This is a genomic window from Microbispora sp. ZYX-F-249 (assembly GCF_039649665.1).
In the GTDB taxonomy this organism is placed as follows: Bacteria; Actinomycetota; Actinomycetes; order Streptosporangiales; family Streptosporangiaceae; genus Microbispora; species Microbispora maris.
Map to the genome: position 1 here is coordinate 190,306 of NZ_JBDJAW010000011.1, position 25,448 is coordinate 215,753.

Sequence of the window (25,448 nt, forward strand, 5' to 3'; positions counted from 1 at the left end):
ACCCCCGGGGGCGGGCCGGTCCGGCAGGATGCGGTCATGCCCCCCACGCCCGGCCCGAGGCCGTTCTCGCCGCGCCCCTCGCCCATCTCCACCACCGACGTGGCACGTGCCGGTCTGCGGCTCGGCTTCCCGACCGTGCTGGGCCGGGAGACGTGGTGGGAGGAGGACCGCCCCGCCGAGGGCGGCCGCCGTACCGTCGTCCACCGGGCCGCCGACGGCACCCGCACCGACCTGCTTCCCGCGCCCTGGGACGCCCGTACGCGGGTGCACGAGTACGGCGGGCGGTCCTACCTCGTCGTCCCCGGCCACGGCCTCGTCTTCGCGCACCATCCCGATCAGCGGCTCTATCTCGCCCCGCCCCGGCCGGGAGACGGGCCGGACCCGGGCACGGAGCGGCCCCGGCCGGTCACGCCGGCGCCCGGCGCGCCGGGCGCGCTGCGCTACGCCGATCTGCGGGTCCAGGACACCCCGGACGGGCCCCGGGTGTGGTGCGTCAGGGAGCGCCATCGCCAGGACGCCAAGGTCACCCGCTCGATCGTGTCGGTGGCGCTTTCCGGGGCGGGCGGCGTCACCGAGTGGGTCACCGGGAGCGACTTCTACGCCTCGCCCACGCCGTCCCCCGACGGCCGGCACCTCGCCTACATCTGCTGGAACCACCCCCACATGCCCTGGACCGGCACCGAGCTGCGGGTCACGCGGCTGTCCGACGGCGCCACGTGGACGGTGATGGGCGGGCCGGGCGAGTCGGTCCTCGCGCCGCTGTGGTGCGGCGAGCGGCACCTGTACGCCGTCTCCGACCGGTCCGGCTGGTGGAACCTCTACCGGGCCCACGTGTCCGGGTCGTCGTGCGAGGCGCTCTGCCCCCTCGACGAGGAGTTCGCCGGGCCGCCGTGGCAGCTCGGCGGCCTGCCGTACGCCGTGCTGGGCGACGGGCGGCTCGCCGTGCCGCACGGGCGCGGCGACCTGCGCCTGGGCGTGCTCGACCCGGAGACGGGCACGCTGAGCGACCTCGACGTCCCCTACCGGGGCTGGTCACCCGTGCTGGACACGGACGGCGACGTGCTCGTCGGCATCGGCTACGGGCCGGACGTGCCGCGCTCGGTCGTCCGGATCGAAGCCGCCGGTGACGCCGCCCGCGCCGAGGAACTGCGACGGGAGATCGACGACGTGCCCGCCGGTGTCCTCCCCGTGCCCCGGGCCGTGGAGTTCGAGGCCGGGCCCGGCGCGCGCGTCCACGCGTACCTGTACCCGCCAGAGGGGGCGGAGGAGGGCGGCGCGCCGTACGTCGTCTTCGTGCACGGCGGGCCGACCGGGCACGCGACGAGCGAGCTCAGCCTGGACAAGGCGTTCCTCACCAGCCGCGGCATCGGCGTGATCGACGTCAACTACGGGGGGTCCAGCGGGTACGGCCGGGCCTACCGGGAACGCCTGCGCGGCCGGTGGGGCGTGACCGACGTGGAGGACGTGGTCGCGGCGGCGAAGTGGCTGGCCGCCGAGGGACTCGCCGATCCCGCCCGGATCGCCGTACGCGGGGCGAGCGCGGGCGGGTGGACGGTCATGGCCGCCTGCGGCGCCTCGGACGTCTTCGCGGGCGGCGTCTCGGTGGCGGGCGTCAGCGCGCTCGCACCCCTGGTCGCGGCCACCCACGACTTCGAGTCGAGGTACGTGGAGTGGCTGGTCGGTCCGGAGGAACGCTACGGCGAGCGCGAGCCGCTCGCCCTGGCCGACCGGGTGACCTGTCCCATGCTGCTGATGCAGGGGCTCGCCGACCCGGTCGTGCCGCCGGCCCAGTCCCAGGCGTTCGCCGACCGCCTGACGGCGCGCGGGGTGCCCTGCACCTACCTGACGTTCGAGGGCGAGGCGCACGGGTTCCGGCGGCTGGAGACCCGGGCCGCGGCCCTCGCCGCCGAGCTGTCGTTCTACCTGCAGATCTTCGGATGAGCGGAGGCGGTCACCCCATCTGGGCGAGCAGGCCGCGCATGCGGTCGATCTCTATCCGCTGGTCCGCGTCGACATGGGTGACGAACTGGTTGATCTCCACCTCCTCGCCTCCCCCGTCGCCGAAGAGCCCCTCCACCATCGTCAGTGCGCCCAGGTGGTGCTGGATCATGTTCTCGTAGAAGAGCCGGTCGAACCGCGCCCCCTTGGCCTGCTCCATTTCGGCGAACTGCTCCTCGCTGAGCATGCCGGGCATGAGCGTTTCGCCGCCGTGGTCGTGCCCGGCGCCGGAGCCCACGCTCGGCACCTGCTGGAGCCTCGCCCTGAGCCAGCGCACCATCTGGTCGATCTCGTCCTGCTGGGAGATCTCGATCCGTCTGGCGAAGCGCGGCAGGTCCTTGCTCTCGCTGCGGCCGGAGACGAGCGCGGTCATGCGCAGGGCCTGGGAGTGATGCCGGATCATCCCCTGCATGAACCGCACGTCGGCGTCGGTGTACTCCCGGTCGTCCGGACGCGGCACCTCGTCGGCCGGGACGACCTTGCTGCCCTGTCCCGGCGCACCCGGCTGGACGACGTTCACCTTCGCCTGTTCGGCGGTCTCGGCCGTGCAGGCGCTGATCGCGGCAGCGGCCAGCACGAGCGCGAGGAGCTGCCGAAACGAGGTGGAGGAGATCATGGCCTGGGCTCGCTTCATCGGCGGTGGGGGATACCGGCCAAACCGGAGGATGTGTAGGGGTATAGCACATTCACCCCAGATTCAGTTAGTGTCCCCCAAACGCCGCGTAGATCTTTTGGGTCGGGCCGGGCCCGGGGATCTGTCGCACGCGCAATTGGGTCACTCCGGAAAGAGCGGAAAAGGAGGGGTGCGACCCTTGAGAATCAGCCGTGCGGCAGCACGTTGGGGGCGTGCTGGATTAAGGAAGATCGGAGTCGTCGCCGCAGGGGTGGTCCTGGTGGGCCTCATGCCCGCCACGGCCATGGCCGACGACGCCGATCCCCGAGCCGGCCTCGGAGCCGGTTGGCTGGATGCCCAGCAGGCAAGCCAGGGGCTGGAGCTCCTGGCCCACCGGGACAAGCCGGAGGGCTTCTACCAGGCCTCGAACCCGGGCAACTCGTCGTTCGCGAACTCGGACATGGCCTTCAGCGGCAAGTACGCGTTCGTCGGCAACTTCACCGGTTTCAACATCTACGACGTCTCCACCCCCGCGAACCCGGTCCTGACCACCTCCGTCGTCTGCCCCGGCGGCCAGGGCGACCTGTCGGTGTACGGCAACCTGCTGTTCATGTCGGTCGAGGAGACCCGGGGACGGATCGACTGCGGCACGCAGGGCGCGAGCGGCACGGTGAACCCGGACCGCTTCCGCGGTGTCCGGGTCTTCGACGTGAGCGACATCAGCAAGCCGGTCCAGGTGGCGGCCGTGCAGACCTGCCGCGGCTCGCACACGCACACCCTGGTCACGAGCAAGAACGACCCGGACAACGTGTACGTCTACGTGCAGGGCACGTCGAGCATCCGCTCGGGCTCCGAGCTCGCGGGCTGCGCCAACACCGCGGCGACCGACCCGAACACCGCCCAGTGGCGGATCGAGGTCATCAAGGTGCCGGTGGCCGCACCGCAGAACGCGGCGATCGTCTCCACGCCGCGCCTGTTCACCGACCCGGCGACCGGCGCGATCAACGGCCTGCAGAACACCCCGCAGACCCCGCGGCACCCGTCCGGCTCGTCCTGGTCGCCGTCTCCCGTCACCACCCACTGCCACGACATCACGGCCTACCCCGAGATCGGCCTGGCGGCCGGGGCGTGCGCGGGCAACGGCATCCTGATCGACATCTCCGACCCGGCCAACCCGAAGCGGCTCGACGCCGTGACGGACCCGAACTTCGCGTACTGGCACTCGGCCACGTTCAACAACGACGGGACCAAGGTCGTCTTCACCGACGAGTGGGGCGGCGGCAGCGGGGCGCGGTGCCGTGTCACCGACGAGCCGTCGTGGGGCGCCAACGCCATTTTCGACATCGTCGACGGCAAGCTGCAGTTCCGCAGCTACTACAAGCTGCCGGTGGCGCAGACGAACCAGGAGAACTGCGTCGCGCACAACGGGTCGCTCGTTCCGGTGCCCGGCCGGGACATCATGGTCCAGGCGTGGTACCAGGGCGGCGTCTCGATGTTCGACTTCACCGACTCGGCCAACCCGCGTGAGATCGCCTACTTCGACCGCGGCCCGATCAGCACGACCTCGCTGCTGCTCGGTGGCTTCTGGTCGGCGTACTACTACAACGGTCACGTCTTCGGCAGCGAGATCGCGCGCGGGTTCGACGCGTTCAAGCTGCTGCCGAGCGAGGACCTCGACCAGGCCGAGATCGACGCGGCGGCCACGGTCACCTACGACCGGTTCAACAGCCAGCACCAGCCCCGGGTGACGTGGCCGGCGAGCTTCCCGCTGGTGCGTGCCTACTACGCGCAGGCGCTGCGCACCGGCACCATGAAGAAGAACACCGCCGACAACGTGCAGAAGTTCGTCGACCGGGCCGAGCGGTTCACGGACGGGCCGCAGAAGAACGCCGCCGTGGCGCAGCTTCGGGCCGTCTCCCACCAACTCGACACCTCCGTCGAGGCACAGGCGTCGCTGTCGAAGGCGCTCGACGACCTCGCCGACGCGCTCAGCCGCAAGGCCTAGCCGTGCTCTGTTAGCCGACCAGGGGGGCGTCCCACCGGGACGCCCCCGCGACCCGGGTCCCCGCCCAGCGTTGGGCGGGGACCCTTCGCTTTGGCCTCGGAGGGTGTGGCCCGGCCGCCCCGCATGGGGTGGGGTACGGAGGCTCTACCGGGCGAACTCGGTGGCGCGGGACTCGCGGACCACGGTGATCCGGATCTGGCCGGGGTAGGTCAGCTCCTCCTCGACCTGCTTGGCGACGTCCCTGGCGATGACCTGGGCCTGGATGTCGTCGACGTTGTCGGGCCGGACCATGACCCGGATCTCCCTGCCCGCCTGCATGGCGAAGACCTTGTCCACTCCCTCGTAGGACTGGGCGATCTCCTCCAGGCGCTCCAGCCGCTTGACGTACGCCTCCAGGGACTCCCGCCGGGCACCGGGGCGGCTGCCGCTGATCGCGTCCGCGGCCTGCGTGAGAACCGCCTCGACGGTCCTGACCTCCACCTCGTTGTGGTGCGCCTCGATGGCGTGGACGACGTCCTCGTGCTCGCCGTACCGCCGGGCGATCTCCGCGCCGATCATCGCGTGGCTGCCCTCGACCTCGTGGGTGAGCGCCTTGCCGATGTCGTGCAGAAGCGCGCAGCGCTTGACGAGGTCACGGTCGAGCCGCAGCTCGGAGGCCATGATGCCGGCGATGTGCGCCGACTCGATGAGGTGCTTGAGCACGTTCTGCCCATAGGAGGTGCGGTAGCGGAGCTGGCCCAGCAGGGTGACCAGCTCGGGGTGCATCTCGGTGATGCCCAGCTCGACCAGCGCGTCCTCTCCGGCCCGCACGCACAGGTCACGCACCTCGGCCTTGCTGCGCTCGTACGCCTCCTCGATGCGCTGGGGGTGGATCCGGCCGTCGAGCACGAGCTTCTCCAGCGTCAGCCGGGCCGTCTCCCGGCGGACCGGGTCGAAGCACGACAGCAGCACCGCCTCCGGCGTGTCGTCGATGATCAGGTTGACGCCGGTGGTGGACTCGAAGGCCCGGATGTTGCGGCCCTCCCGGCCGATGATGCGGCCCTTCATCTCGTCGCCGGGCAGGTGCAGGACGCTCACCACCGACTCGGCCGTCTGCTCGGTGGCGACCCGCTGCACGGCCAGCGTCACGATCTTGCAGGCGCGCTTCTCCCCCTCACGCCGGGCCTCGCTCTCGATCTCCCGGACGATCAGCGCGGCCTCGCGCTTCGCCTGGTTCTCGATCTCCTTGACCAGCTCCGCCTTGGCCTGCTCGGCCGTCAGGCCGGCCACCCGCTCCAGGATCTCCTGCCGCCGCTCGGCCACCCGGTCCAGCTCCTCGCGGCGGTCGGCCAGCTCGGTCTCCGTCTCGGCCAGCTTGCGGGCCCGCTCGGCCTGTCTGCGCGCCTCCTCGTCGAGCCGCTGCTCACGCTCGGCCAGCCGGTTCTCGCGGCGTTCGAGGTCGGAGCGCAGCTCCTTGAGCTCGGTCTTGAGGATGCGCGCCTCCTCCTCGACCTCCTTGCGCGTCAGCGCGGCGCTCTCGGCCAGTGTCTCCGACTTCTTGAGAATCTCCCCCGCGTCCCGCTCCGCCTTCGTACGAATCTCCTCGGCCTCGCGCCTGGCGCGTTCGAGTTCCTCGTTGACCTCGGCCTTCACCTCGGCGAGCTGCTCGGGTGAGGGGCCGGGCGGTGCGACGACGCCGCCGGTGCGGCGCATGACTATGACAAGGGCGGCGATCATCACGAGAGCCAGCAGCACCACCGCAACCGCAAGAACGATCACGATCGTGTCCATGCGCTCACCCCTCACGACAACTCTTGGCAGGGGTCACACACGCAGCACGGCAGCACCCGGTGGCGTCACCAGGACAAATATGGTCGCAATGCCCGGACGCCCCGAGGGGCGGCCGATATGGCCCGAAGGCCGGTCAAAGTCTCTCGTCCGTCGTGTACACCGTTATGGCAATCCGCGCTGCGCGGAGTAACTCCTCACTGCGGTCGAGATTAAGCGTCAGAGAGGTAACGAGCAAGCAAAGATGCCCTGTCAAGTGACTTTTGCATGGTGCTATGGCTCACTCGAAGGTATCCGGAAGCCCATCTGACGGGCTGCCTTCGGCCTCGATCGCCTCTCGGACCACGCGGAAGGCCAGGCCCGGCGAGTAGCCCTTGCGGGCCAGCATGCCGACCAATCGTCGCATGCGCGCCTGCGGCTCCACCCCTCGGGTGGCCGCCAGCTTCCGCTCCACCAGCCTGCGCGCGGTCTCGGTCTCCTCGTCGGGATCGAGCCGCCCGACGGCGTCCTTGACCGTCTCCTCCGCGACGCCGCGCTGCCGCAGTTCCTGGGCGAGCGCACGGCGGGCGAGCCCGCGACCGGCGTGCCGGGAGCTCACCCACGCGGCGGCGAACGCCTCGTCGTCGATGAGCCCGACCTCGGAGAACCGCTCCAGCACGGCGTTGGCCGCCTCCTCGGGCACGTCCCGCTTGCGCAGCGCCTCCGCGAGCTGGGCCCGGGTCTTGGGCGCCATCGTCAGCAGCCGCAGGCAGATGGCCCTGGCCACCGCCTCCGGGTCGGCGGGCGGCCCCTCGCTCGCCGCCGTGCCCTCCTGCGGCCCGTCGGGCAGCCACCCGCCGGACCGCCCACGCGGCTCGCCCCTGTCTCCCCGGCTGTCTCCCCGGCGCCGCCTGCCGCGCCCCTGACGCCGGCGTCCGGGCCCGGGATCCTCCCGGCCCGGCGCGTCGCGCTCCCAGAGGCCGCCCCCGCCGGAGCCCACGGTCTCGTCCCCGGCACCACCGAAGCCTCCGCCACCGTCGAAACCCCGGGCGCCGCCGAAACCCCGGGCGCCGCCGAAGTCCTCGGGGCCGTCACCGCCGCGCCGGCCGGACGTGCCACCGGACCGCCTGCGGATCTCCGCCCGCAGGGCGTCGATCGTCGCGGACGCGTCCTCGGCGGATCCGGGTGGCTCCTCGGCCGGCCCCCAGGGTCCGGAGTTCCAGTCCCCCGGCCCGATCTCGCCGTCCGGCCCGGGGAGCTCCTCACGCCTCATGCCTGCGCTCAGACGTCACCCGGCTTGGGCGCGGCGGCCGCCTTGCCACCCCGGCCGGTCGTAGCCGCGGGCGCCCGGCCGGACGCGGGAGCGGGCGGCGCCGCCGGAGCGGCGGCGGGCTCGCCCGGCGCGTCGAGCCGCGGGCCGACGCCGAGCTTCTCCTTGATCTTCTTCTCGATCTCGTTGGCGATGTCGGGGTTGTTCTTCAGGAAGTTGCGGGCGTTCTCCTTGCCCTGCCCGAGCTGGTCGCCCTCGTACGTGTACCAGGCGCCGGCCTTGCGCACGAACCCGTGCTCGACGCCCATGTCGATCAGGCCGCCCTCGCGGGAGATGCCGATGCCGTAGAGGATGTCGAAGTCGGCCTGGCGGAAGGGCGGGGCCATCTTGTTCTTGACGACCTTCACCCGGGTCCGGTTGCCGACCGGCTCGGTGCCGTCCTTGAGCGTCTCGATCCTGCGCACGTCGAGCCGCACCGACGCGTAGAACTTCAGCGCCTTGCCACCCGTGGTGGTCTCGGGGCTGCCGAACATGACGCCGATCTTCTCGCGGAGCTGGTTGATGAAGATGGCGGTCGTCCGGGTCTGGTTCAGGGCGCCGGCGACCTTGCGCAGGGCCTGCGACATGAGCCGGGCCTGGAGACCGACGTGGCTGTCGCCCATCTCGCCCTCGATCTCGGCCTTCGGCACGAGGGCAGCCACCGAGTCGATCACGATGATGTCGACGGCGCCGGAGCGGATCAGCATGTCCGCGATCTCGAGCGCCTGCTCACCGGTGTCCGGCTGGGACACGAGCAGCGCGTCGACGTCGACCCCCAGCTTCTTCGCGTACTCGGGGTCGAGGGCGTGCTCGGCGTCGATGAAGGCGGCGATGCCGCCGCCCTTCTGGGCGTTGGCCACGGCGTGCAGGGCGACGGTCGTCTTACCGGAGGACTCGGGGCCGTACACCTCGACGATGCGGCCACGGGGGAAGCCGCCGATGCCGAGTGCGACGTCGAGGGCGATCGCACCGGTGGGGATGACCTCGATCGGGGCACGCGCGTCGTCTCCGAGGCGCATGACGGTGCCCTTGCCGAACTGCCGCTCGATTTGCGCGAGGGCGGTCTCAAGGGCCTTCTCGCGGTCGTTGATTGCCATTGGGTGCCCCCTGGAGGGTGGTCGTCTGCTCGGTCACCGAAAAGCTACGGGGTGCCACCGACATTTTCCGGAGCTTCCCGCACACCGCCCGGGAGGCGGGCCGGGAACCTGCCGCGCCCCGGCGACCTGACGGCGCGCACCCCGGAGGCGACCAGTCCAATATAGCCGAACGACTGTTCGATCACATGCCGAACCGCCGCAGGCGGGAGACGAACGGCGTCCCGACCGCGCCGTTGCATAACCGGGCGTTACCCGCCCATGGTTGCCAGCTCGCCGACCTGGGACGATCCTTGTAGCCAAAGCTGGATCTCCCGCTGGAGGGGCCACGTGACGGGCACCGGCGACTACAGCGGACAGCGCCTGACCCACCTCGCGGCGCTCGCGGCACGGCTCCCCGAACACGGCCTCGCCGCGCGCCTGCTCGGCACGGACGACCCGGTCCTGTCCGTCCGGCACCCGGGCACCGGCAGGCAGACGATCGTCTTCGCGACGCCCGCCAGGCAAGGGTGGATGTTCCTGTGGGCCCCGGGCGGCCAGGAGAGCGCCGACGACCCCGGCCGCGCGGCCGAGATGATCAGCCGGACGCTCTCCGGGCACCCCTGACCCTCCCGGACCGGGCCGTCAGCGGACGACTTCGCCCAGCTTGACCCGGGCGCCGGTGCGGAGCACCGCCCGCCGGTAGACGCGGGCCGCGCCCAGCAGGACGGCGGCCACGGCCACGACCATGAGCACTCCGGCGATGAGGATCTCCATCAGCGGCACGTCCGCGGCCGCCGTACGCACCGGCATGACCATCGACGAGAACGGCGGCACGAGCGACAGGACGCGCGCGAGTGTGCCGGTGGGCTCGACGGCGGCGAAGTAGGCCGTCACGTAGGTGAGCATCATCAGCGTGGTCATCGGCGTCAGGACGCTGTTGAGCTCCTCCTGCCGCGAGACCAGCGAGCCGAAGGCGGCGGCGAGCGCCGAGAAGAAGGCGTAGCCGAGCACGAACCAGACGATCGCGCTGACCACGATCCCCGCCATTCCGGGCGGCAGGTCGGCCGTGAAGCCGGTCGCGAAGGACACCGCGAGGCCGACGACGATGATCACGGCGAGGTTGATCAGTCCCAGCGCGCCCAGCCCGACGATCTTGCCGCCGAGGAGCTGCCAGGGGCGCACCGAGGTGAGCAGGATCTCGACGATGCGGCTGCCCTTCTCCTCCACCACGCCCATGGCGACGTACATCGCGCTGTAGATGAGCAGGAAGAACAGCACCATCACGAGGAGTGTGGCGAGCCCGGTGCGCACGCTCTGGTACTGGGCGTCGGCGCCGACCGACTCCACCTGCAGCGGGGTGATCGTGACGCCGGCCGCCTTGATCTGGGCGTCCCGGTGTGCGGCTTCGAGGATCAGCCCGAGCCGCTGGTCGAGTTCGCCGTTCGCGACGACCCTGCCGCCGTCGATCAGGGCCGCGTCGACGTCCCCGTCGATCACGGCCTTCCGCGCCGCCGCCTCGTCCGGCAGCCGGGAGTACTCCAGCTGGGCGACCGGCGCGGGCGCGTTCCCCACCACGCCCACGTCGTAGGTGTCGCCGCCGCCCAGGACCTTCGGCAGGAACGCGAGCGCGGCCACCAGGACGGCACTGACCGCCAGGCTGATCAGGAACGACTTCGTCCTGACGCGCGTGCGGATCTCCCGCTGGGCCACCAGCATCAGCCCGTTCATGCCACCGCCTCCCTGAAGATCTCGGCCAGCGTGGGCTGCCTGCGGCCGAAGTGCTCCACCTTGCCCGCGCCCATCGCCGTACGGAGGATGGCCTGGTCGTCGCCCTCCTCGCACAGCAGGACGTCGCGGTCGCCCTCCCGGGTCAGCTCGCCGGGCAGGCCGTCGGCCCAGCCGGGCGCGGCGTCCCTGACCACGACACGCAGCACCCCGCGGCCCTCCCGCTCCCGCAGCTCGTCCACCGGGCCGTGCGCCACCATGCGGCCCGCCGAGATGATGCCGACCGAGTCGCAGAGCCGTTCGACCACGTCGAGCTGGTGACTCGAGAAGATCACCGGCACGCCCGCGGCGGCACGGTCCTTCAGCACCTCCGCGAGCGCGTCGACCGCCAGCGGATCGAGGCCCGAGAACGGCTCGTCGAGGATCAGGACCGCCGGCTCGTGGACGAGCGCGACCGCGAGCTGCACCCGCTGCTGGTTGCCGAGCGACAGCGCCTCGACGGCGTCGTCGCGCCGCTCCACCAGGCCGAGCCGCTCGATCAGCGCGGCCGTGGCCGCGCGCGCGGCGGACGGGGCGAGCCCGTGCAGCCTGCCGAAGTATTCGACCTGCTCCGCGACCTTCATCTTCTGGTAGAGGCCACGCTCCTCCGGCATGTAGCCGAAGGCGCGGCGGTCGTCGTACGTCACCGGGTGACCGTCGAGACGCACCTCGCCGGAGTCGGCGTCCAGCACGCCCATGACGATCCGCATCGTGGTGGTCTTGCCCGCGCCGTTGGCGCCGACGAACCCGAACATCTCGCCGGGCCGTACGGTGAGGCCCACCCCGTCGAGCGCGGTCTTGTCTCCGTAGCGTTTACGCAGGTCGTCGAGTTCAAGCACGGGGGGTTGCCTCCACAATTCGTCGCAGGACATTCATGTAGGTCTCGAAGGCCGTACGTCCCCGATCGGTCAGCGAGAGCCACGTGCGCGCCCGCTTGCCGACGAAGGTCTTCTCCACGCGGACGTAGCCGGCCTCTTCGAGCGTGAGGATGTGCTTGCTGAGCAGCGAGTCGCTGACCTCGATGGTGTCGCGGAGGAAGCGGAAGTCGGCCTTCTCCGCCGCGGCCAGGGCCGCCATGATGGACAGCCGCACCGGCGCGTGGATGATCTCGTCGAGCTCGTGGCGCGGGTGGGTGGTCATCGGTTCCTCATCAGGCGGAGCCCGCCGTACACCAGGGGCAGCCCGGCGAGCACCGACAGAGCGACGAGCGCCGCCGTCCAGCCCGCCGTGGGCCTGTCGGGCAGCATCCAGACGCCGGCGACGAACGGCAGCATCATCGTCACCACGTACGCCGCCGAGACCGGCCCGTTGATCCGCTTCATCAGCCGGTCGTGGACCCGCAGCCGGGCCATGTACACACACAGGGCGACCGTCAGGACGATCCATCCGATTCCGGCGATCAACGGCAGCGGGTGGAAGCCGAAGAACATCGCCGGCCAGTAGACCATCGTGGCCAGGCCCACCAGCAGGTACGCCCGTCCGGGCCCGCGCGAGGAATGCCGGACCCGCCGGTCCACGCGTCCGATCTCCCGGAGCGCCTCATCCGGGGTGAGGTGGTCTCCACCCATATGCTTCCTCCGTGTTCATCCGTTCAACACGGTAGCAACCACTCAACCGACGTTCAAGTCGTACCGTCGACGACGAGAGGCGGTGAGCGGTGGATGGGCACGCGCGCGGGAAGAACGCCGCCCCCGGTCACGGAGAGGGCGGCGGAGAGGCGGCGAGCGGAACCCGCCGGCGCGGTACGGCCGGCGGTGGGAAAGAGAGGGGGCCGGGGCGCGGAAGCGGGGGTCAGCGCAGTCTGGGGTCCACGTCGACCTCCTGGCAGACGGCCTGCCAGACCTGCTTGGCCCCCACACCCTCCGCGAGGGCCTGCTCGACCGTGCGCCCGCCGAGCCCGGCGATCACGTAGTCCTTCGCCCACGACTCCGCGTACGCCTCGCCGAAGTGGCGGCGCATCCTGTTCCAGAAGTCCGTGAGACGCATGCGTTCAGTATGACGCCGCGGCCGGGATGAGCCGTCCCGGCCGCGGCGGCCTCCCCAGGGGAGACGGCTACATCACGCGGGTGCCGTACATCTCGCCGAGCGGGTCGGCGAGCAGCTCCAGCCGGGCGCCGTCCGGGTCCCGGAAGTAGATCGAACTGCCGCTCTCCACCTGGTACGGCACGCCGGCGGCGTCGAGCTTGCCGCGCAGGCGCTCCCACGTCTCCCGCTCCACCGAGATCGCGACGTGGTGGAGCCCCCCGAGGACCTCCTTGTACGGCTCGAGGTCGAGGCCCGGGAGGTCGAAGAACGCCAGCAGGTTGCCGTTGCCGATGTCGAAGAAGAAGTGGTTGGACCCGCGGTAGTCGCGGTTCTCGAAGATCTCGGTCAGCGGGAACTCGAGGAGCTCGTGGTAGAAGCGGATCGTCCGTTCGACGTCCGACGAGATCAGTGCGAAGTGGTGCAGGCCCCTGGCGCTGCTGGCGGCACGGCGCACGCTCAGGTAGCGCTCGCGGATCCGCGAGCGCTCCGCCTCTATGGCCGCGTAGTCGATTTCCATAGTGAGGAAGATTGTCCCGAGCGTGGCATGTCATGCCAATCGAGGGTCAGGGAAGCAACCATTTTCGCCAGCCGATCCACTCCGCGCGTTCCGCTCGCAGCGCCTCGTACCGGACCTGGTGCGCCTGACGGGCCTGATTGGCGAGGTCCTGCCGGTCCGCACGGATTCTCCTGCCGAACATGTCGTTTTCCCTCCGTTGTAGATGGGGTCGTGTCGTACGGGGATCAGCCTGCCGGGGCCGGCTTGCCCCCCACTTGCCTCTCACCTGGCGGCGGGATGGCTCGCGGCGTTTTCTGTCGGTGGCGGGATGCATGATGGGCAGGTGGGTTCGCTCGACGGCTTCAGCCCGGTGACCAGGGAGTGGTTCGCCGGCGCCTTCGCGACGCCGACCGCCGCTCAGGAGGGCGCCTGGTCGTCGATCGCGCGGGGCGACAACACGCTCGTGGTCGCACCCACCGGGTCGGGCAAGACGCTCGCGGCCTTCCTGTGGGCCATCGACCGCCTCGCCGTCGAGCACACGGCCGGCCCTTCCCCGGCCGCGGCGGCGGGCATGAGGGCCGACGCTACGGCGGACATGACGGTGCGGCGGGAGCGCCACGGCGGGTCCGGGACGGGGCGGCCCGGTGGCCGGCGCGGGCGGAAGGCGGACGGGGAGCCGCCCCGGCCGTGCCGGGTCGTGTACGTCTCACCGCTGAAGGCGCTCGCGGTCGACGTCGAGCGGAACCTGCGGGCACCGCTCACCGGCATCCGGCAGACGGCGCTGCGGATGGGCCTGCCCGCCCCCGACATCTCGGTGGCCATCCGCTCCGGAGACACCGCGGCCGAGGAGCGGCGCCGCTTCGCCGCGCGGCCCTCCGACATCCTGATCACGACGCCCGAGTCCCTGTTCCTGATCCTCACCTCGCAGGCGCGCGAGGCGCTGCGCGGCGTGCAGACCGTGATCGTGGACGAGGTCCACGCCGTCGCGGGGACCAAGCGCGGCGCGCACCTCGCCCTGACGCTGGAGCGGCTCGACGCCCTGCTGCCCGCTCCGGCCCAGCGCATCGGGCTGTCGGCGACCGTACGGCCGGTGGAGGAGGTGGCGACGTTCCTCGGCGGAACCCGTCCGGCCACGGTCGTGCAGCCGCCCTCCGAGAAGGTCATCGAGGTCGACGTCGTGGTCCCGGTCGAGGACATGACCGAGCTCGCGCCGCCTCCGCCCGGTGCGGACGGCGAGTCGCCCGAGCACCGCAGGAGCATCTGGCCGCACGTCGAGGAGCACCTTCTCGACCTGATCGAGGCCCATCGGTCCACGATCGTCTTCGCCAACTCGCGGCGGCTGTCGGAGCGCCTGTGCACCCGGCTCAACGAGCTCGCCTGGGAACGTCGGGCTGCACCCGCACGGAGCGAGGATCCGGGCGCGGGGGATCCGGCGCACTGGTCGGACGCCTTCGAGGAGTTGCACGCGCGGTGGTCGGACCGGCGCGACCCGACCGGCGACCCGCGCACGGACATCGGACAGGCCGGCGCCTCTCCGCCGGATCCGGAGCTCACGGACACCGAGCGGGTGACCACCCCACCGCCACACGACCGGCGCGTGGACGCCGGACATGCCGAGACCGGACGTGGCGAGACCGGGCATGACGAGGCCGAACATGACGAGGCCGGGCGGACGGACGAGCCACGGCCGGATGGCCGGCTCGCGCAGGTCCGGCGCGGGGACGGACGCGGGGACGCCCGGCACGGCGCCCCCACGGCCATGCCGTCGGAGTACATGGCCCAGGCGGGGGTCTCGGGCGGCGCGATGCCCGAGGTGGTGCGGGCGCACCACGGCTCCGTCTCGAAGGAGGAGCGGTCCCAGATCGAGGAGGCGCTGAAGTCGGGCCGCCTGCCCGCGGTGGTCGCGACCTCCAGCCTGGAGCTGGGCATCGACATGGGCTCGGTGGACCTGGTCGCCTACGTCGAGGCGCCGCCCAGCGTGGCCAGCGGGTTGCAGCGCATCGGCCGCGCCGGGCACCAGGTCGGGGCCGTGTCCCGCGGCGTGATCTTCCCGAAGTACCGGGGAGACCTGGTGCAGACGGCCGTCGTGGCCGAGCGCATGCGGACGGGGCGGATCGAGGAGATCCGTTACCCGCGCAATCCCCTCGACGTGCTGGCCCAGCAGATCGTCGCGATGACCGCGCTCGACGAGTGGACGGTCGACTCGCTGGAGGCGGTGGTGCGCAGGGCCGCGCCGTACGCCACGCTGCCGCGCGGCGCGCTGGAGGCGACGCTCGACATGCTCGCCGGGCGTTACCCGAGCGAGGAGTTCGCCGAGTTGCGGCCGCGCATCGTGTGGGACCGGGTGACGGGCACCCTCCAGGGCCGCCCCGGGGCCCAGCGCCTGGCGGTGACGAACGGGGGCACCATCCCCGACCGCGGGTTGTTCGGCGTGTTCCTGGTGGGCGAGAAGGCGTCACGCGTCGGCGAGCTGGACGAGGAGATGGTCTACGAGTCCCGCGTCGGCGACGTGTTCGTGCTGGGCGCGACCTCGTGGCGCATCGAGGACATCACCGCCGACCGGGTCCTGGTCTCCCCCGCGCCCGGGCAGCCGGGCAAGCTGCCCTTCTGGCACGGGGACGCGCCGGGCCGCCCCGCCGAGCTGGGCCGCGCCATCGGCGCGTTCCTCCGCGAGCTGTCGGCGGCCGGGGCGGGCGGCCGGGGCGACGCGGCGAAGGCGCTCGAGCGGATCCGCGCGGCGGGCCTCGACGACTACGCCGCCGGCAACCTGCTCGCCTACCTGACCGAGCAGCGGGAGGCGACGGGCTATGTGCCCGACGACCGCACGCTCCTGGTCGAGCGGTTCCGCGACGAGCTGGGCGACTGGCGCGTGGTGATCCACTCCCCCTTCGGCGCGCGGGTCCACGCCCCCTGGGCGCTCGCCATCGGGCGGCGGCTGCGCGAGCGGTACGGCGTCGACGTCCAGGCCGTCCACTCCGACGACGGCATCGTGCTGCGCGTGCCCGACACCTTCGAGGAGGCGCCGACCGACGTCGCGGTCTTCGACGCCGAGGAGATCGAGCAGGTCGTGGTCGAGGAGCTGGGCGGCTCGGCCCTGTTCGCCTCCCGGTTCCGTGAGTGCGCCGGGCGGGCCCTCCTGCTGCCCCGCCGCTCGCCCGGCAGGCGCAGCCCGCTGTGGCAGCAGCGCCAGCGGGCGGCCCATCTGCTCGGCGTCGCGAGCAAGTACGCCGGGTTCCCGGTGGTGCTGGAGACGATGCGCGAGTGCCTGCAGGACGTCTTCGACGTGCCGGGCCTCGTGGAGCTCATGCGCGACGTGGCCGCCCGCCGGGTGCGGGTGGTCGAGGTGGAGACCGCCCAGGCGTCCCCGTTCGCGGCGTCGCTGCTGTTCAACTACATCGGCGCGTTCATGTACGAGGGTGACGCGCCGCTGGCCGAGCGGCGGGCGCAGGCGCTCGCCCTCGACACCGCACTCCTCGCCGAGCTCATGGGACAGGCCGACCTGCGGGAGCTGCTCGACCCGGATGTCGTGGCCGAGACCGAGCGGGAGCTGGCACGGCTGGACAGGCCGTTGCGTGACGCCGAGGACCTCGCCGACCTGCTGCGCTCGCACGGCCCGCTGCTCGCCCAGGACGTCTCGATCCGCGAGGGCGACCCCTCCTGGCTCGCCGGCCTGGAACGGGCGCGCCGGGCCATCCGGGTACGTGTGGCGGGCCTGGAGCAATGGGCCGCCGTCGAGGACGCCTGGCGCCTGCGCGACGCGCTCGGAGTGCCGTTGCCGGTGGGCGTTCCACACGAGTTCCTCGAAGCACCGCTCGCAGGCGGGCCCGGCGGACCGGCCGGCACGCACGCCGTCCCCGACCCGCTCGGCGACCTGGTCGCACGGCACGCGCGCACCCGTGGGCCGTTCTCCTCCGGCACGGCCGCCGCGCGCTTCGGGGTGGGCGTCGCGGTGGTGGACGACGCGCTGCGCCGCCTCGCGGCGTCGGGCAGGGTGGTCACGGGCGAGTTCCGCCCCGGAGGCCGGGGCGAGGAGTGGTGCGACGCCGGAGTGCTGCGGCTGCTGCGGCGCCGGTCGCTGGCGCGGCTCCGCAAGGAGGTCGAACCGGTCCCCCCGGAGACGCTTGCGGCGTTCCTGCCCACGTGGCACGGCATCGTCTCGCAGAGCGTCACCCCGGCCGGTGGCGGGCCGGGCGGGAACGGCGGCAGGACGGGGCTCGCGGGGTCCGAGGTGGGCCACGCGGGGCCCGGGCGGCAGGAGGGCCACGGCTCCGCGCGGGCCATGGACGCTCTGATCACGGCGATCGAACGGCTGCAGGGAGCGGCCGTCCCCGCCTCGGCGCTGGAGTCGCTGGTGCTGCCGGCGCGGGTGCCCGGATACAACCCTGCCCTGCTCGACGAGCTGACCTCGTCCGGCGAGGTCGTCTGGGCAGGCCAGGGGTCGCTGCCCGGCGGCGACGGATGGGTCGGCCTCTACTTCGCCGACACCGCGCCCCTGCTGCTGCCCACGCCCGCCGAGATCACCATGACTCCGCTGCACGAGCAGATCCTGGAGATCCTCGGCGGAGGCGGCGCGCTGTTCTTCCGTGAGCTGTCCAACCGCATCGCGGCGGCGGCGCTCGGCGAGGGCGCGGCGCCGTCGGGGCCGGACGCCGCCGCCGCCCGCCGGGCCAGGATCCTCGGCCGCGTCACGGGCGGCACGGGGACGGCCGCCGCGCAGTCCGGCACCACCGGGGTGCCTGTCGCGCAGCCCGGAGCCACGGCACAACCCGGCACCACGACACAGCCGAGCACCACGACACAACCGGGCGCCGGCGGCACGCACGCCGCGCAGTCCGGCACGGGCGGGACGGCGGCGGGCGCCGCAGCAGCGGTGCCGGACGACGTGACGCTCGCGGCGGCGCTGTGGGACCTCGTCTGGTCGGGCCGGGTCACCGGCGACACGCTCGCCCCGCTGCGCTCGACGCTGGGCACCGGACGGCCCGCGCACCGCCCGGCCGCGACCCGGCGCCGCCGCGCGGTGCTGCCGACGAGAAGCGGCCCGCCGACCGTGAGCGGCCGATGGTGGCTGCTGCCCGCGCCGTCGGCCGACGCCACCCAGCGGGCCCACGCGCAGGCCGAAGTCCTGCTGGAACGGCACGGCGTGCTGACCAGGGGCGGCATCACGGCCGAGCGCCTGCCCGGCGGGTTCTCCGCCGTCTACCAGGTGCTGCGTGCCTTCGAGGAGAGCGGCCGGTGCCGCCGGGGCTACTTCGTCGAGGGTCTCGGCGCCGCTCAGTTCGCCCTGCCGGGCGCGGTCGACCGCATGCGCGCCATGTCTTCCGGCCGTCCCGCTCCGGCCGAGGACCTGTGGTCGGTCCCCGCCCCGCCGCCGCCGCGCCGTGCGGTCGTGCTCGCGGCGACCGATCCCGCCAATCCGTACGGCGCGGCCCTGCCCTGGCCGGACCGTTCGGACGACGTGAGCCACAAGCCGGGCCGCAAGGCCGGCGCGCTGGTGGTGCTGGCGGAGGGCGAGCTGATCCTCTACGTCGAGCGCGGCGGGAAGACCCTGCTCTCGTTCGGGTCCGAGGAGGACCTGCGGCCCGCCGTGCGGGCCCTGGCCGTCGCCGTGAAGGGGGGAGCCCTGGGGAAGCTGACGGTGGAGCGGGCCGACGGGGCCGCCATCGCCGACTCCCCGCTCGCGGCGGCGCTCGAAGCCGCCGGTTTCCACCCCACCCCCCGCGGCCTGCGCATCCGCGCCTGACCAGTTCGTGTCCATGCGGCGAAGCCGCCACGCCCTGCGCCGGTCACCCTCCTGCCGTGTCTCGCGCAGTCGCCAGGGCCTGCACCCGCGGAGTCCGTTCAGCGAGATTCCCCGTTCCCGATGCTCGTCCGTTCCGGGAGGCCAGGCGGTCGGGCGGAGGGCCGGGCATGACGATCGGCCGGTCGTCAGACCGTGTCCGAGAAGACCTCTTCACGCGCTCGGTCCAGTGCCGCGACGATCGCACCCATGAGAACGGGATTGCCCTCCACCCCGGTCGCCACCACTGTGGGGCGGCTCGGGCACACCCGGGCCACCGCCTCCTCGACGCGCTCCGCGAGGTGGGTCCCGCCGGCCCTGCCCACGTCACCGCCGAGCACGACGAGTCCCGGGTCGAGGACCACGGCGACCGCCGCCACCCCGACCGCGAGCCGTCCGGCCAGGTCCTCGACGAAGGCCTCGTTGCCGGCGTCGATGGCGGTACGGACCAGGCCGGCCACCCCGGGGTCCGCGACATCCGCGCCGGCGACGCCGTGCGCGCGGGCCAGGTTCCACAGCGCCTCTCCTCCGACGAGGCGCTGGAAGGAACCGGTCTGCGGCGCGGTGACCGCGCTCGGCAGCGGCTCCCCGGGGACGGGCAGCCAGCCGATCTCGCCCGCGCCTCCGGTGATGCCGCGGTGCAGCCGGTTGCCGAGCATGACGCCGAGGCCCTGGCCCACGCCCGTCCACAGGATCACGAAGTCGTCGGCGCCCCGCGCGGCGCCGTACGTCTGCTCGGCGAGGGCCGCCAGGTTGACGTCGTTCTCGATGATCACGCATTCGCCGAGCAGGGTGCGCAGCCCGGCCAGGATGCCGACGTGCCAGGTCGGCAGGTCGACCGAGTACCGAACGTCGCCGGTGACCGGGTCGACCACGCCGCGCGTGCCGATGACGAAGCAGCGCAGCCTGGCCAGTTCTATCCCGGCGGTCCCGCAGGCCCGCTGGACGGCTTCGTGGACGATGCGCACGGGATCACGGGCCTCGGTCGGATCCACGGTCACCTGGGCGACGACCGTGCCCGTGATGTCGGCGACCGCGGCCGTGACGCTGTCCGGCAGCACCTCCAGGCCGGCGACGAACGCGCTGGAGGGATTGACCCCGTACAGCGCGGCGTTGGGACCGCGTCCGCCGGGGCGCTCCCCCGCCGCCGCGACCAGCCCGCGCGTCTCCAGCCGGGCCAGAAGCTGGCCGGATGTGACCTTGGACAGCCCGGTAAGCTCTCCCAACTCGGCCCTGGTGAGCGGGCCCCTGGAGATGAGGAGTTCGAGTGCCGCGCGGTCGTTGATCTGCCGTAGCAGCCGAGGCGTACCCGGTCGTTGAGGCACCGGCAGGTTCCCCTCTCGTCACGATCCGCTAACGCGGTCTTTTTTATAAGAAAGTTTCTTGTTAGTTTATCGCCTGCCAGCCCGGAGGCAACCGATCAGCCTCGGGACGCCATGAGCGCCGACCGAAAGGAGAGCGCCTTCCAGCAGGTGAGCGGCCCGCCGACACCCCCCATGAGGCGCACCCCCGACGCGAAGCCGGGAAGGGAGAGACCCACCGTGAAGATCGCTAAGATCGCGGCCGCGACCACCGCGACCGCCGCCCTGGCCCTGGGACTCGCCGCTTGCGGAAGCGACGACTCCGGAAGCACGACCGCTCCGACGGCCTCCGCTGCCGCCAGCGGTCCCAAGTTCGCCGGCCAGACTCTTACCGTGTGGCGACTCGGTGCCCCCACCGACGTCTTCACCAAGTACATGGACGACCTGAACGCCGAGTTCAAGGAGAAGACGGGCGCCGAGGCGAAGGTGCAGTGGATTCCCTGGCCCGACGCCCAGAAGAAGTGGACCACCGCGCTCGCCGGCGGCGAGGGCCCGGACGTCACCGAGTTCGGCAACGACCAGGTCGCCGCGTGGGTGGCGCAGGACGCGCTCGCGGACATCACCGACGCCGTCAAGAACGACTCCGAGCTGCAGCAGATCCCGCAGAACCTGTGGAGCTACGAGACGATCGACGACAAGGTCTACGCCGTGCCGTGGGGTGGCGGCACCCGCGCGGTGCTGTACCGCAAGGACTGGTTCGACAAGCTCGGCATCGAGGTCCCGAAGACCTGGGACGACCTGCGTGCCGCGGCCAAGAAGATCGTCGACGAGCAGGGCAAGGACGTGGACGGCTTCGCCTTCAACGGCGGCTCCGACGCGAACATGTCCCTGTCGCCGTTCGTCTGGTCCGCCGGTGGCGACTTCGCCAGGTTCGAGGGCGGCAAGTGGGTGGGCCAGCTCACCCAGCCGGGCTTCAAGGAGGGCTTCCAGTTCTACACGGACCTGGTCGCCAAGGACGGCGTGTCCGGCAAGGGCCGCCTGACGCAGAACTCGGTCGACATCGCCCAGCGCTTCGCGGCCGGCAAGGTCGGCATGTACGTCACCGGCGGCTGGGACATCGCCGCCATCAAGGAGCAGAGCAAGGGCAAGGTCGACGAGTCGAAGATGGGCTTCTTCTCGCTGCCCGCCAAGGACGGCTCCGGCCCGGCCCCGGCCTTCCAGGGCGGCAACGACATCGCCGTCTGGAAGGACGCCAAGAACCCCGAGCTCGCCCTCGAGTACGTCAAGCTCGCCGCGGGCAAGGAGTTCGGCGTCCGGTACGCCAAGGAGGGCGGCCTGCTCCCGCTCTACCCCGACGCGCTCGCGGAGATGGGCAGCGACCCCGCCCAGAAGCCGTTCACCGACACCTTCAAGGTCGCCAAGGGCTTCCCGGCCAGCCCCAACTGGGCGGAGGCCAACGACACCAAGGCCGTGCTGCAGAACGCGGCGCGTGAGGTGATCGAGGGCAAGAAGAGCGTCGACCAGGCTCTCACGGACGCGAACACCGAGCTTGAGACGATCCTCAACCAGTAGATCATGACTCAGACGTCAACCCTCGCCCGGGGCGGAGCCGACACCTCCGCCCCGTCGCGGCGCAGTCGCAAGCGGGCGCGCGGATCGGGCCTGTCCCCCAAGTCCGTTCCGTACGTCCTGCTCCTGCCGGGCTTCCTGGTCATCGCGGTGCTGCTGCTCTACCCGATGTACCAGATGGTCGAGATGTCCTTCCACAAGGTCGGGCTCCGGCAGATCAAGGCCGTCAACCCCGCGCCGGCCGAGTTCGTCGGCCTGGACAACTACGAGAGCGTCCTCGGCTCGCCCCTGTTCTGGTCGTCGCTGCGCAACACGGTGGTCTTCGCGCTCGTCACCGTCGCGCTGACGCTCGTCCTCGGCACGCTGGTCGGCGTGCTGCTGAACAAGCTCGGCCGCAAGATGTCCACGTTCGTGGTCGTCGGCATCATGGCCGCCTGGGCGACCCCGCCCACCGCGCAGGCCATCGTGTGGAAGTGGCTGTTCGACTCCGACGCCGGCGTCGTCAACTGGATGCTCAACCTGCTGCCCGACTGGCTGTCCCAACTGCTGTTCGGCCGATCGGACTGGAGCGGTCAGCCCTGGTTCAACGACACCTCCACGCTCTACTTCGTGCTCATCGTCGCCGTGGTGTGGGCGTCGTTCCCGTTCATCGCGGTGTCCGTGCTCGCCGGCCTGAAGAGCATCCCGTCGGAGCTGTACGAGGCGGCGAAGATGGACGGGTCGAGCGCGCTCAGCACGTTCAGGAGGATCACCTTCCCGCTGCTCAAGCCGGTGTTCTCGGTGCTGGTCGTGCTGTCGATCATCTGGGACTTCAAGGTCTTCACCCAGCTCTACCTGCTGGCGGGCGGCACCACGAACCGGGACGCGTTCAACCTGTCGCTGTGGAGCTACGCCGAGGCGTTCGGCGGCAGCGCGCCGAAGCTGGGGCTCGGCGCCGCCATCGCGGTCGTGCTGACCGTGATCCTGCTGCTGATCACCCTCGTCTACGTCCGGCAGATCGTGAAGACGGAGGACGACATCCGATGAACCCGCTCGCACGCAGGAGAATCGGGCGGATCGCGCTGAACGCGGCCGGGGTCGCGGTGTTCCTCTTCGCGGTCTTCCCCGTCTACTGGATGGTCGCCACGGCCTTCAAGCCGAACGACCAGATCTTCACCACGAGCTTCATCCCGTTCCCCAGCCCGGCGTCGATGGACCACGTGCAGCGGGTCTTCACCAAGGGCGTGGGCGAGCTCCCCATCTGGCAGTACCTGCTCAACAGCGCGGTCGTGGCGCTCAGCGCCGTCGTGCTCGGCGCGGTCTTCGCGCTGCTGGCGGCGACCGCGGTGGCGCGGTTCCGCTTCCGCTTCCGCACCTCGTTCCTGATCCTGCTGCTGATCGTGCAGATGGTGCCGGCCGAGGCGCTGCTGATCCCGCTGTTCACCATGGTCAAGCGGATCGGCCTGTACGACCAGCTGCTCGGCCTGATCGTCATCAACGTCGGCCTGACGCTGCCGTTCTCCGTCTGGATGCTGCGGACGTTCGTCGCGGCCGTGCCCAAGGAGCTGGAGGAGGCGTCCTGGATCGACGGCGCCGGCCGGTTCACCACCTTCTGGCGGGTGCTGTTCCCGCTGGTCGCGCCGGGCCTGGTGGCGACGAGCATCTTCGCCTTCATCACCACCTGGAACGAGTTCGTGTTCGCCCTGACCCTGATCAACGACCAGGGCAAGTACACGATGCCGGTCGCCCTGAAGTTCTTCGTCGGCCAGCGGTCGACCGACTGGGGCGGCATCATGGCCGCCTCGACCCTGATGACCATCCCGGTCCTCGTCTTCTTCCTGCTGGTCCAGCGGCGGATGGTCTCCGGCCTCGTCGCGGGCGCGGTCAAGGGATAACCCCGCCGCCGCCGGCATCTCCCCTCGTACGGCCGCCTGTACGACCACCGCGCACGGTGGCCGTACAGGCCGTGCCCGCGCGCCCTCACCCTCACCGTCACCTAAGGAGCCGAGACACCATGTCCGCCACCCGCGACCCCCTGATGGGGGCCGCCGACCTGTCCACGCGTACCGGCGACCCGGGCCTGCACCGGCTCGCGGCGGGCGCACTGCTGATCTCGTTCCGGGGCACGACCGTGCCGGACTGGGTCATGCGCGGCCTGGAGGACGGCCTGGGCGGCGTCTGCCTCTTCGGATCCAACGTCGCCGGCGGCGAGCAGGTCGCCGCGCTCGTCGCCCGCCTGAACCAGGCGGGACGCCCGATCGTCTCCCTGGACGAGGAGGGCGGCGACGTCACCCGGCTGGCCTACCACACCGGGAGCGCCTACCCGGGCAACGCGGCGCTCGGCGCCGTCGACGACGTGAACCTGACCGAGCGGGTCTACCGCGCGATGGCCGCCGACCTCGTGCGCTGCGGGGTGAACCTCGACATGGGCCCGGTGGCCGACGTCAACACCGCCGACGACAACCCGATCATCGGCACCCGGGCGTTCGGCTCGTCCCCCGGCCTCGTGGCACGGCACACGGTCGCCGCCGTACGCGGCCTGCAGTCGGCGGGCATCGCCGCCTGCGTCAAGCACTTCCCCGGCCACGGCGCCACGCATCAGGACTCCCACCTGGAGATCCCGATCGTGGACGCCTCGCTCGACCTGCTCGGGGAGCGTGAGCTCGTCCCCTTCCGCGCGGCGATCGAGGCCGGCGCGAAGTCGATCATGACGGCGCACGTGGCGGTCCCCGCGCTGACCGGGGACCGGCCCGCCACCCTGAGCGGGGAGGCGCTCACCCGGCTGCTGCGCGGCGAGCTGGGCTACGACGGCGTCGTGCTGACCGACGCCCTCGACATGCACGCGATCAGCCGGAGCGTGGGGCTCGCGGAGGGCGCGGTGCTGGCCCTGGCCGCGGGCGCCGACATGCTGTGCCTCGGGCCGCTGCCCACCCCCGAGGACGTGCGGCACATGGTGGCCCACATCGTGGACGCCGTCGCCGAGGGCAGGCTCGCCGCCGAGCGGCTGGAGGAGGCGGCCGCGCGGGTGGAACGGCTGCGCGACTGGTTCGAGACCGCACGGACGCAGGTGGCGCAGGACGACGTCGCCGGTCTCGACGCCGCCCGCCGCGCCGTGTCGCTCACGGGCTCGGCGGGGCCTCTGGTCGATCCGTTCGTGGTCGAGGTCGACACGCCGCCGACGATCGCGGTGGGCGAGGTGCCCTGGGGCGTCGCGCCGTGGCTGCCGCAGGCCGAGATCGTCCGGGTCACGCCGGAGGAGGCCGACGCCGGGGCGCTGCTCGTCCGGGCGCGGGACCGCTCGCTGATCGTGATCGTCAAGGACGCCCACCGGCACCCGGCCAGCCGGGACCTGGTCTCCGTGCTGCTCGCCGCCCGCCCGGACGCCGTCGTGATGGAGATGGGCCTGCCCATCTGGCGGCCCGCCGCCGGGGCCTACATCGCGACGTACGGCGCGGCCCGCGCCAACGCGCAGGCCGCGGTGGAACTGCTGACCGGTGGTCCCTTGGCGGTCGGGTAGCCGTCGCCGGCGTCGGTCCCGCGTGAGCGTCCGGGACCTGTGCGGGTTCGCACAGGTCCCGGACCGCACACCGGGGCGACGGCCTCCCGTCGCCGGTTCAGGACTGGTTGAACAGCGAAAGCGTCAGGGTGGAGTGGTATTCGCCGGCGGCGACGTCGACGGGGGTGCGCAGGGCGAGGTCGGCGTTGACCTGCGAGGTGCCGATCTCGTCGGCGGAGTTGGCGGTCGAGACCAGCAGCTCCTGGCCCTCCAGACCCACCTCGGGGGCTCCGGT

The 25,448-nt window shown here is 72.0% G+C and carries 20 protein-coding genes; 8 read left to right on the forward strand and 12 right to left on the reverse strand.

The window, feature by feature from the left end:
* The first annotated feature begins 36 nt into the window (after nucleotides 1–36).
* Nucleotides 37–1,941: a S9 family peptidase gene (locus AAH991_RS16110; RefSeq protein WP_346226627.1), complete on the forward strand. Its 1,905-nt coding sequence runs from the start codon at nucleotides 37–39 to the stop codon at nucleotides 1,939–1,941.
* Nucleotides 1,942–1,951: 10 nt separating this feature from the next.
* Here the strand turns inward: AAH991_RS16110 and AAH991_RS16115 are convergent, their stop codons facing one another.
* A complete protein-coding gene (locus AAH991_RS16115; RefSeq protein WP_346226628.1) occupies nucleotides 1,952–2,632 on the reverse strand; it encodes a DUF305 domain-containing protein in 681 nt (226 codons plus the stop codon).
* A 268-nt stretch (nucleotides 2,633–2,900) separates the two neighbouring features.
* Between AAH991_RS16115 and AAH991_RS16120 the strand changes: the two genes are divergently transcribed.
* Entirely contained in the window at nucleotides 2,901–4,616 is a 1,716-nt protein-coding gene (locus AAH991_RS16120) for an LVIVD repeat-containing protein (protein ID WP_346226648.1), read from the forward strand.
* Between the two features lie 144 nt (nucleotides 4,617–4,760).
* Here AAH991_RS16120 and rny read toward each other — a convergent pair whose 3' ends face one another.
* From rny to recA, 3 genes are all read right to left on the reverse strand, one after another.
* Nucleotides 4,761–6,386 carry a ribonuclease Y gene (rny, locus tag AAH991_RS16125; protein ID WP_346226629.1) on the reverse strand — a complete coding sequence of 542 codons (1,626 nt, stop codon included), beginning with the start codon at nucleotides 6,384–6,386 and terminating at the stop codon, nucleotides 4,761–4,763.
* 277 nt (nucleotides 6,387–6,663) lie between these two features.
* On the reverse strand, nucleotides 6,664–7,635 hold the full coding sequence (recX, locus tag AAH991_RS16130) for a recombination regulator RecX (RefSeq protein ID WP_346226630.1): 972 nt from the start codon (nucleotides 7,633–7,635) through the stop codon (nucleotides 6,664–6,666).
* Nucleotides 7,636–7,643: 8 nt separating this feature from the next.
* A complete protein-coding gene (gene recA / locus AAH991_RS16135; RefSeq protein ID WP_346226631.1) occupies nucleotides 7,644–8,768 on the reverse strand; it encodes a recombinase RecA in 1,125 nt (374 codons plus the stop codon).
* Between the two features lie 327 nt (nucleotides 8,769–9,095).
* On the opposite strand from recA, the gene AAH991_RS16140 reads away from it, so the two are divergent.
* The gene (locus tag AAH991_RS16140) at nucleotides 9,096–9,371 is read left to right on the forward strand and encodes a hypothetical protein (protein WP_346226632.1); all 276 of its coding nucleotides are present in this window, start codon (nucleotides 9,096–9,098) and stop codon (nucleotides 9,369–9,371) included.
* An 18-nt stretch (nucleotides 9,372–9,389) separates the two neighbouring features.
* Here AAH991_RS16140 and AAH991_RS16145 read toward each other — a convergent pair whose 3' ends face one another.
* The 7 genes from AAH991_RS16145 to AAH991_RS16175 all read right to left on the reverse strand — a co-directional run bounded on the left by AAH991_RS16145 (nucleotide 9,390) and on the right by AAH991_RS16175 (nucleotide 13,234).
* On the reverse strand, nucleotides 9,390–10,475 hold the full coding sequence (locus AAH991_RS16145) for an ABC transporter permease (RefSeq protein ID WP_346226633.1): 1,086 nt from the start codon (nucleotides 10,473–10,475) through the stop codon (nucleotides 9,390–9,392).
* Nucleotides 10,472–11,350, reverse strand: a complete 879-nt coding sequence (locus AAH991_RS16150; RefSeq protein WP_346226634.1) for an ABC transporter ATP-binding protein — start codon at nucleotides 11,348–11,350, stop codon at nucleotides 10,472–10,474. Before AAH991_RS16150 ends, AAH991_RS16145 begins: the two co-directional genes overlap by 4 nt.
* Complete coding sequence (locus AAH991_RS16155) at nucleotides 11,343–11,651, reverse strand: winged helix-turn-helix domain-containing protein (protein ID WP_169979304.1); 309 nt, start codon at nucleotides 11,649–11,651, stop codon at nucleotides 11,343–11,345. Before AAH991_RS16155 ends, AAH991_RS16150 begins: the two co-directional genes overlap by 8 nt.
* Nucleotides 11,648–12,079, reverse strand: coding sequence for a hypothetical protein (locus tag AAH991_RS16160; RefSeq protein ID WP_346226635.1), 432 nt, complete (start codon nucleotides 12,077–12,079; stop codon nucleotides 11,648–11,650). Before AAH991_RS16160 ends, AAH991_RS16155 begins: the two co-directional genes overlap by 4 nt.
* A gap of 223 nt (nucleotides 12,080–12,302) precedes the next feature.
* Nucleotides 12,303–12,497, reverse strand: coding sequence for a DUF3046 domain-containing protein (locus AAH991_RS16165; RefSeq protein ID WP_169979312.1), 195 nt, complete (start codon nucleotides 12,495–12,497; stop codon nucleotides 12,303–12,305).
* Between the two features lie 67 nt (nucleotides 12,498–12,564).
* Complete coding sequence (locus AAH991_RS16170; RefSeq protein WP_346226636.1) at nucleotides 12,565–13,053, reverse strand: VOC family protein; 489 nt, start codon at nucleotides 13,051–13,053, stop codon at nucleotides 12,565–12,567.
* A gap of 46 nt (nucleotides 13,054–13,099) precedes the next feature.
* Complete coding sequence (locus tag AAH991_RS16175; protein ID WP_346226637.1) at nucleotides 13,100–13,234, reverse strand: hypothetical protein; 135 nt, start codon at nucleotides 13,232–13,234, stop codon at nucleotides 13,100–13,102.
* A 126-nt stretch (nucleotides 13,235–13,360) separates the two neighbouring features.
* Here AAH991_RS16175 and AAH991_RS16180 point away from each other — a divergent pair, with 126 nt between their 5' ends.
* A complete protein-coding gene (locus AAH991_RS16180) occupies nucleotides 13,361–18,772 on the forward strand; it encodes an Lhr family helicase (RefSeq protein WP_428833993.1) in 5,412 nt (1,803 codons plus the stop codon).
* A 185-nt stretch (nucleotides 18,773–18,957) separates the two neighbouring features.
* On the opposite strand, the gene AAH991_RS16185 is transcribed toward AAH991_RS16180, so the two are convergent.
* The gene (locus AAH991_RS16185) at nucleotides 18,958–20,133 is read right to left on the reverse strand and encodes an ROK family transcriptional regulator (protein WP_346226639.1); all 1,176 of its coding nucleotides are present in this window, start codon (nucleotides 20,131–20,133) and stop codon (nucleotides 18,958–18,960) included.
* Between the two features lie 216 nt (nucleotides 20,134–20,349).
* On the opposite strand from AAH991_RS16185, the gene AAH991_RS16190 reads away from it, so the two are divergent.
* The 4 genes from AAH991_RS16190 (at nucleotide 20,350) to AAH991_RS16205 (ending at nucleotide 25,174) form a co-directional block, all read left to right on the forward strand.
* Nucleotides 20,350–21,681: a sugar ABC transporter substrate-binding protein gene (locus tag AAH991_RS16190; protein WP_346226640.1), complete on the forward strand. Its 1,332-nt coding sequence runs from the start codon at nucleotides 20,350–20,352 to the stop codon at nucleotides 21,679–21,681.
* A gap of 3 nt (nucleotides 21,682–21,684) precedes the next feature.
* A complete protein-coding gene (locus AAH991_RS16195; RefSeq protein ID WP_346226641.1) occupies nucleotides 21,685–22,704 on the forward strand; it encodes a carbohydrate ABC transporter permease in 1,020 nt (339 codons plus the stop codon).
* Nucleotides 22,701–23,552, forward strand: coding sequence for a carbohydrate ABC transporter permease (locus AAH991_RS16200; protein ID WP_346226642.1), 852 nt, complete (start codon nucleotides 22,701–22,703; stop codon nucleotides 23,550–23,552). The genes AAH991_RS16195 and AAH991_RS16200 overlap by 4 nt, the downstream gene beginning before the upstream one ends.
* Nucleotides 23,553–23,671: 119 nt before the next feature.
* Nucleotides 23,672–25,174 carry a glycoside hydrolase family 3 protein gene (locus AAH991_RS16205; RefSeq protein ID WP_346226643.1) on the forward strand — a complete coding sequence of 501 codons (1,503 nt, stop codon included), beginning with the start codon at nucleotides 23,672–23,674 and terminating at the stop codon, nucleotides 25,172–25,174.
* Nucleotides 25,175–25,448: the final 274 nt, after the last annotated feature.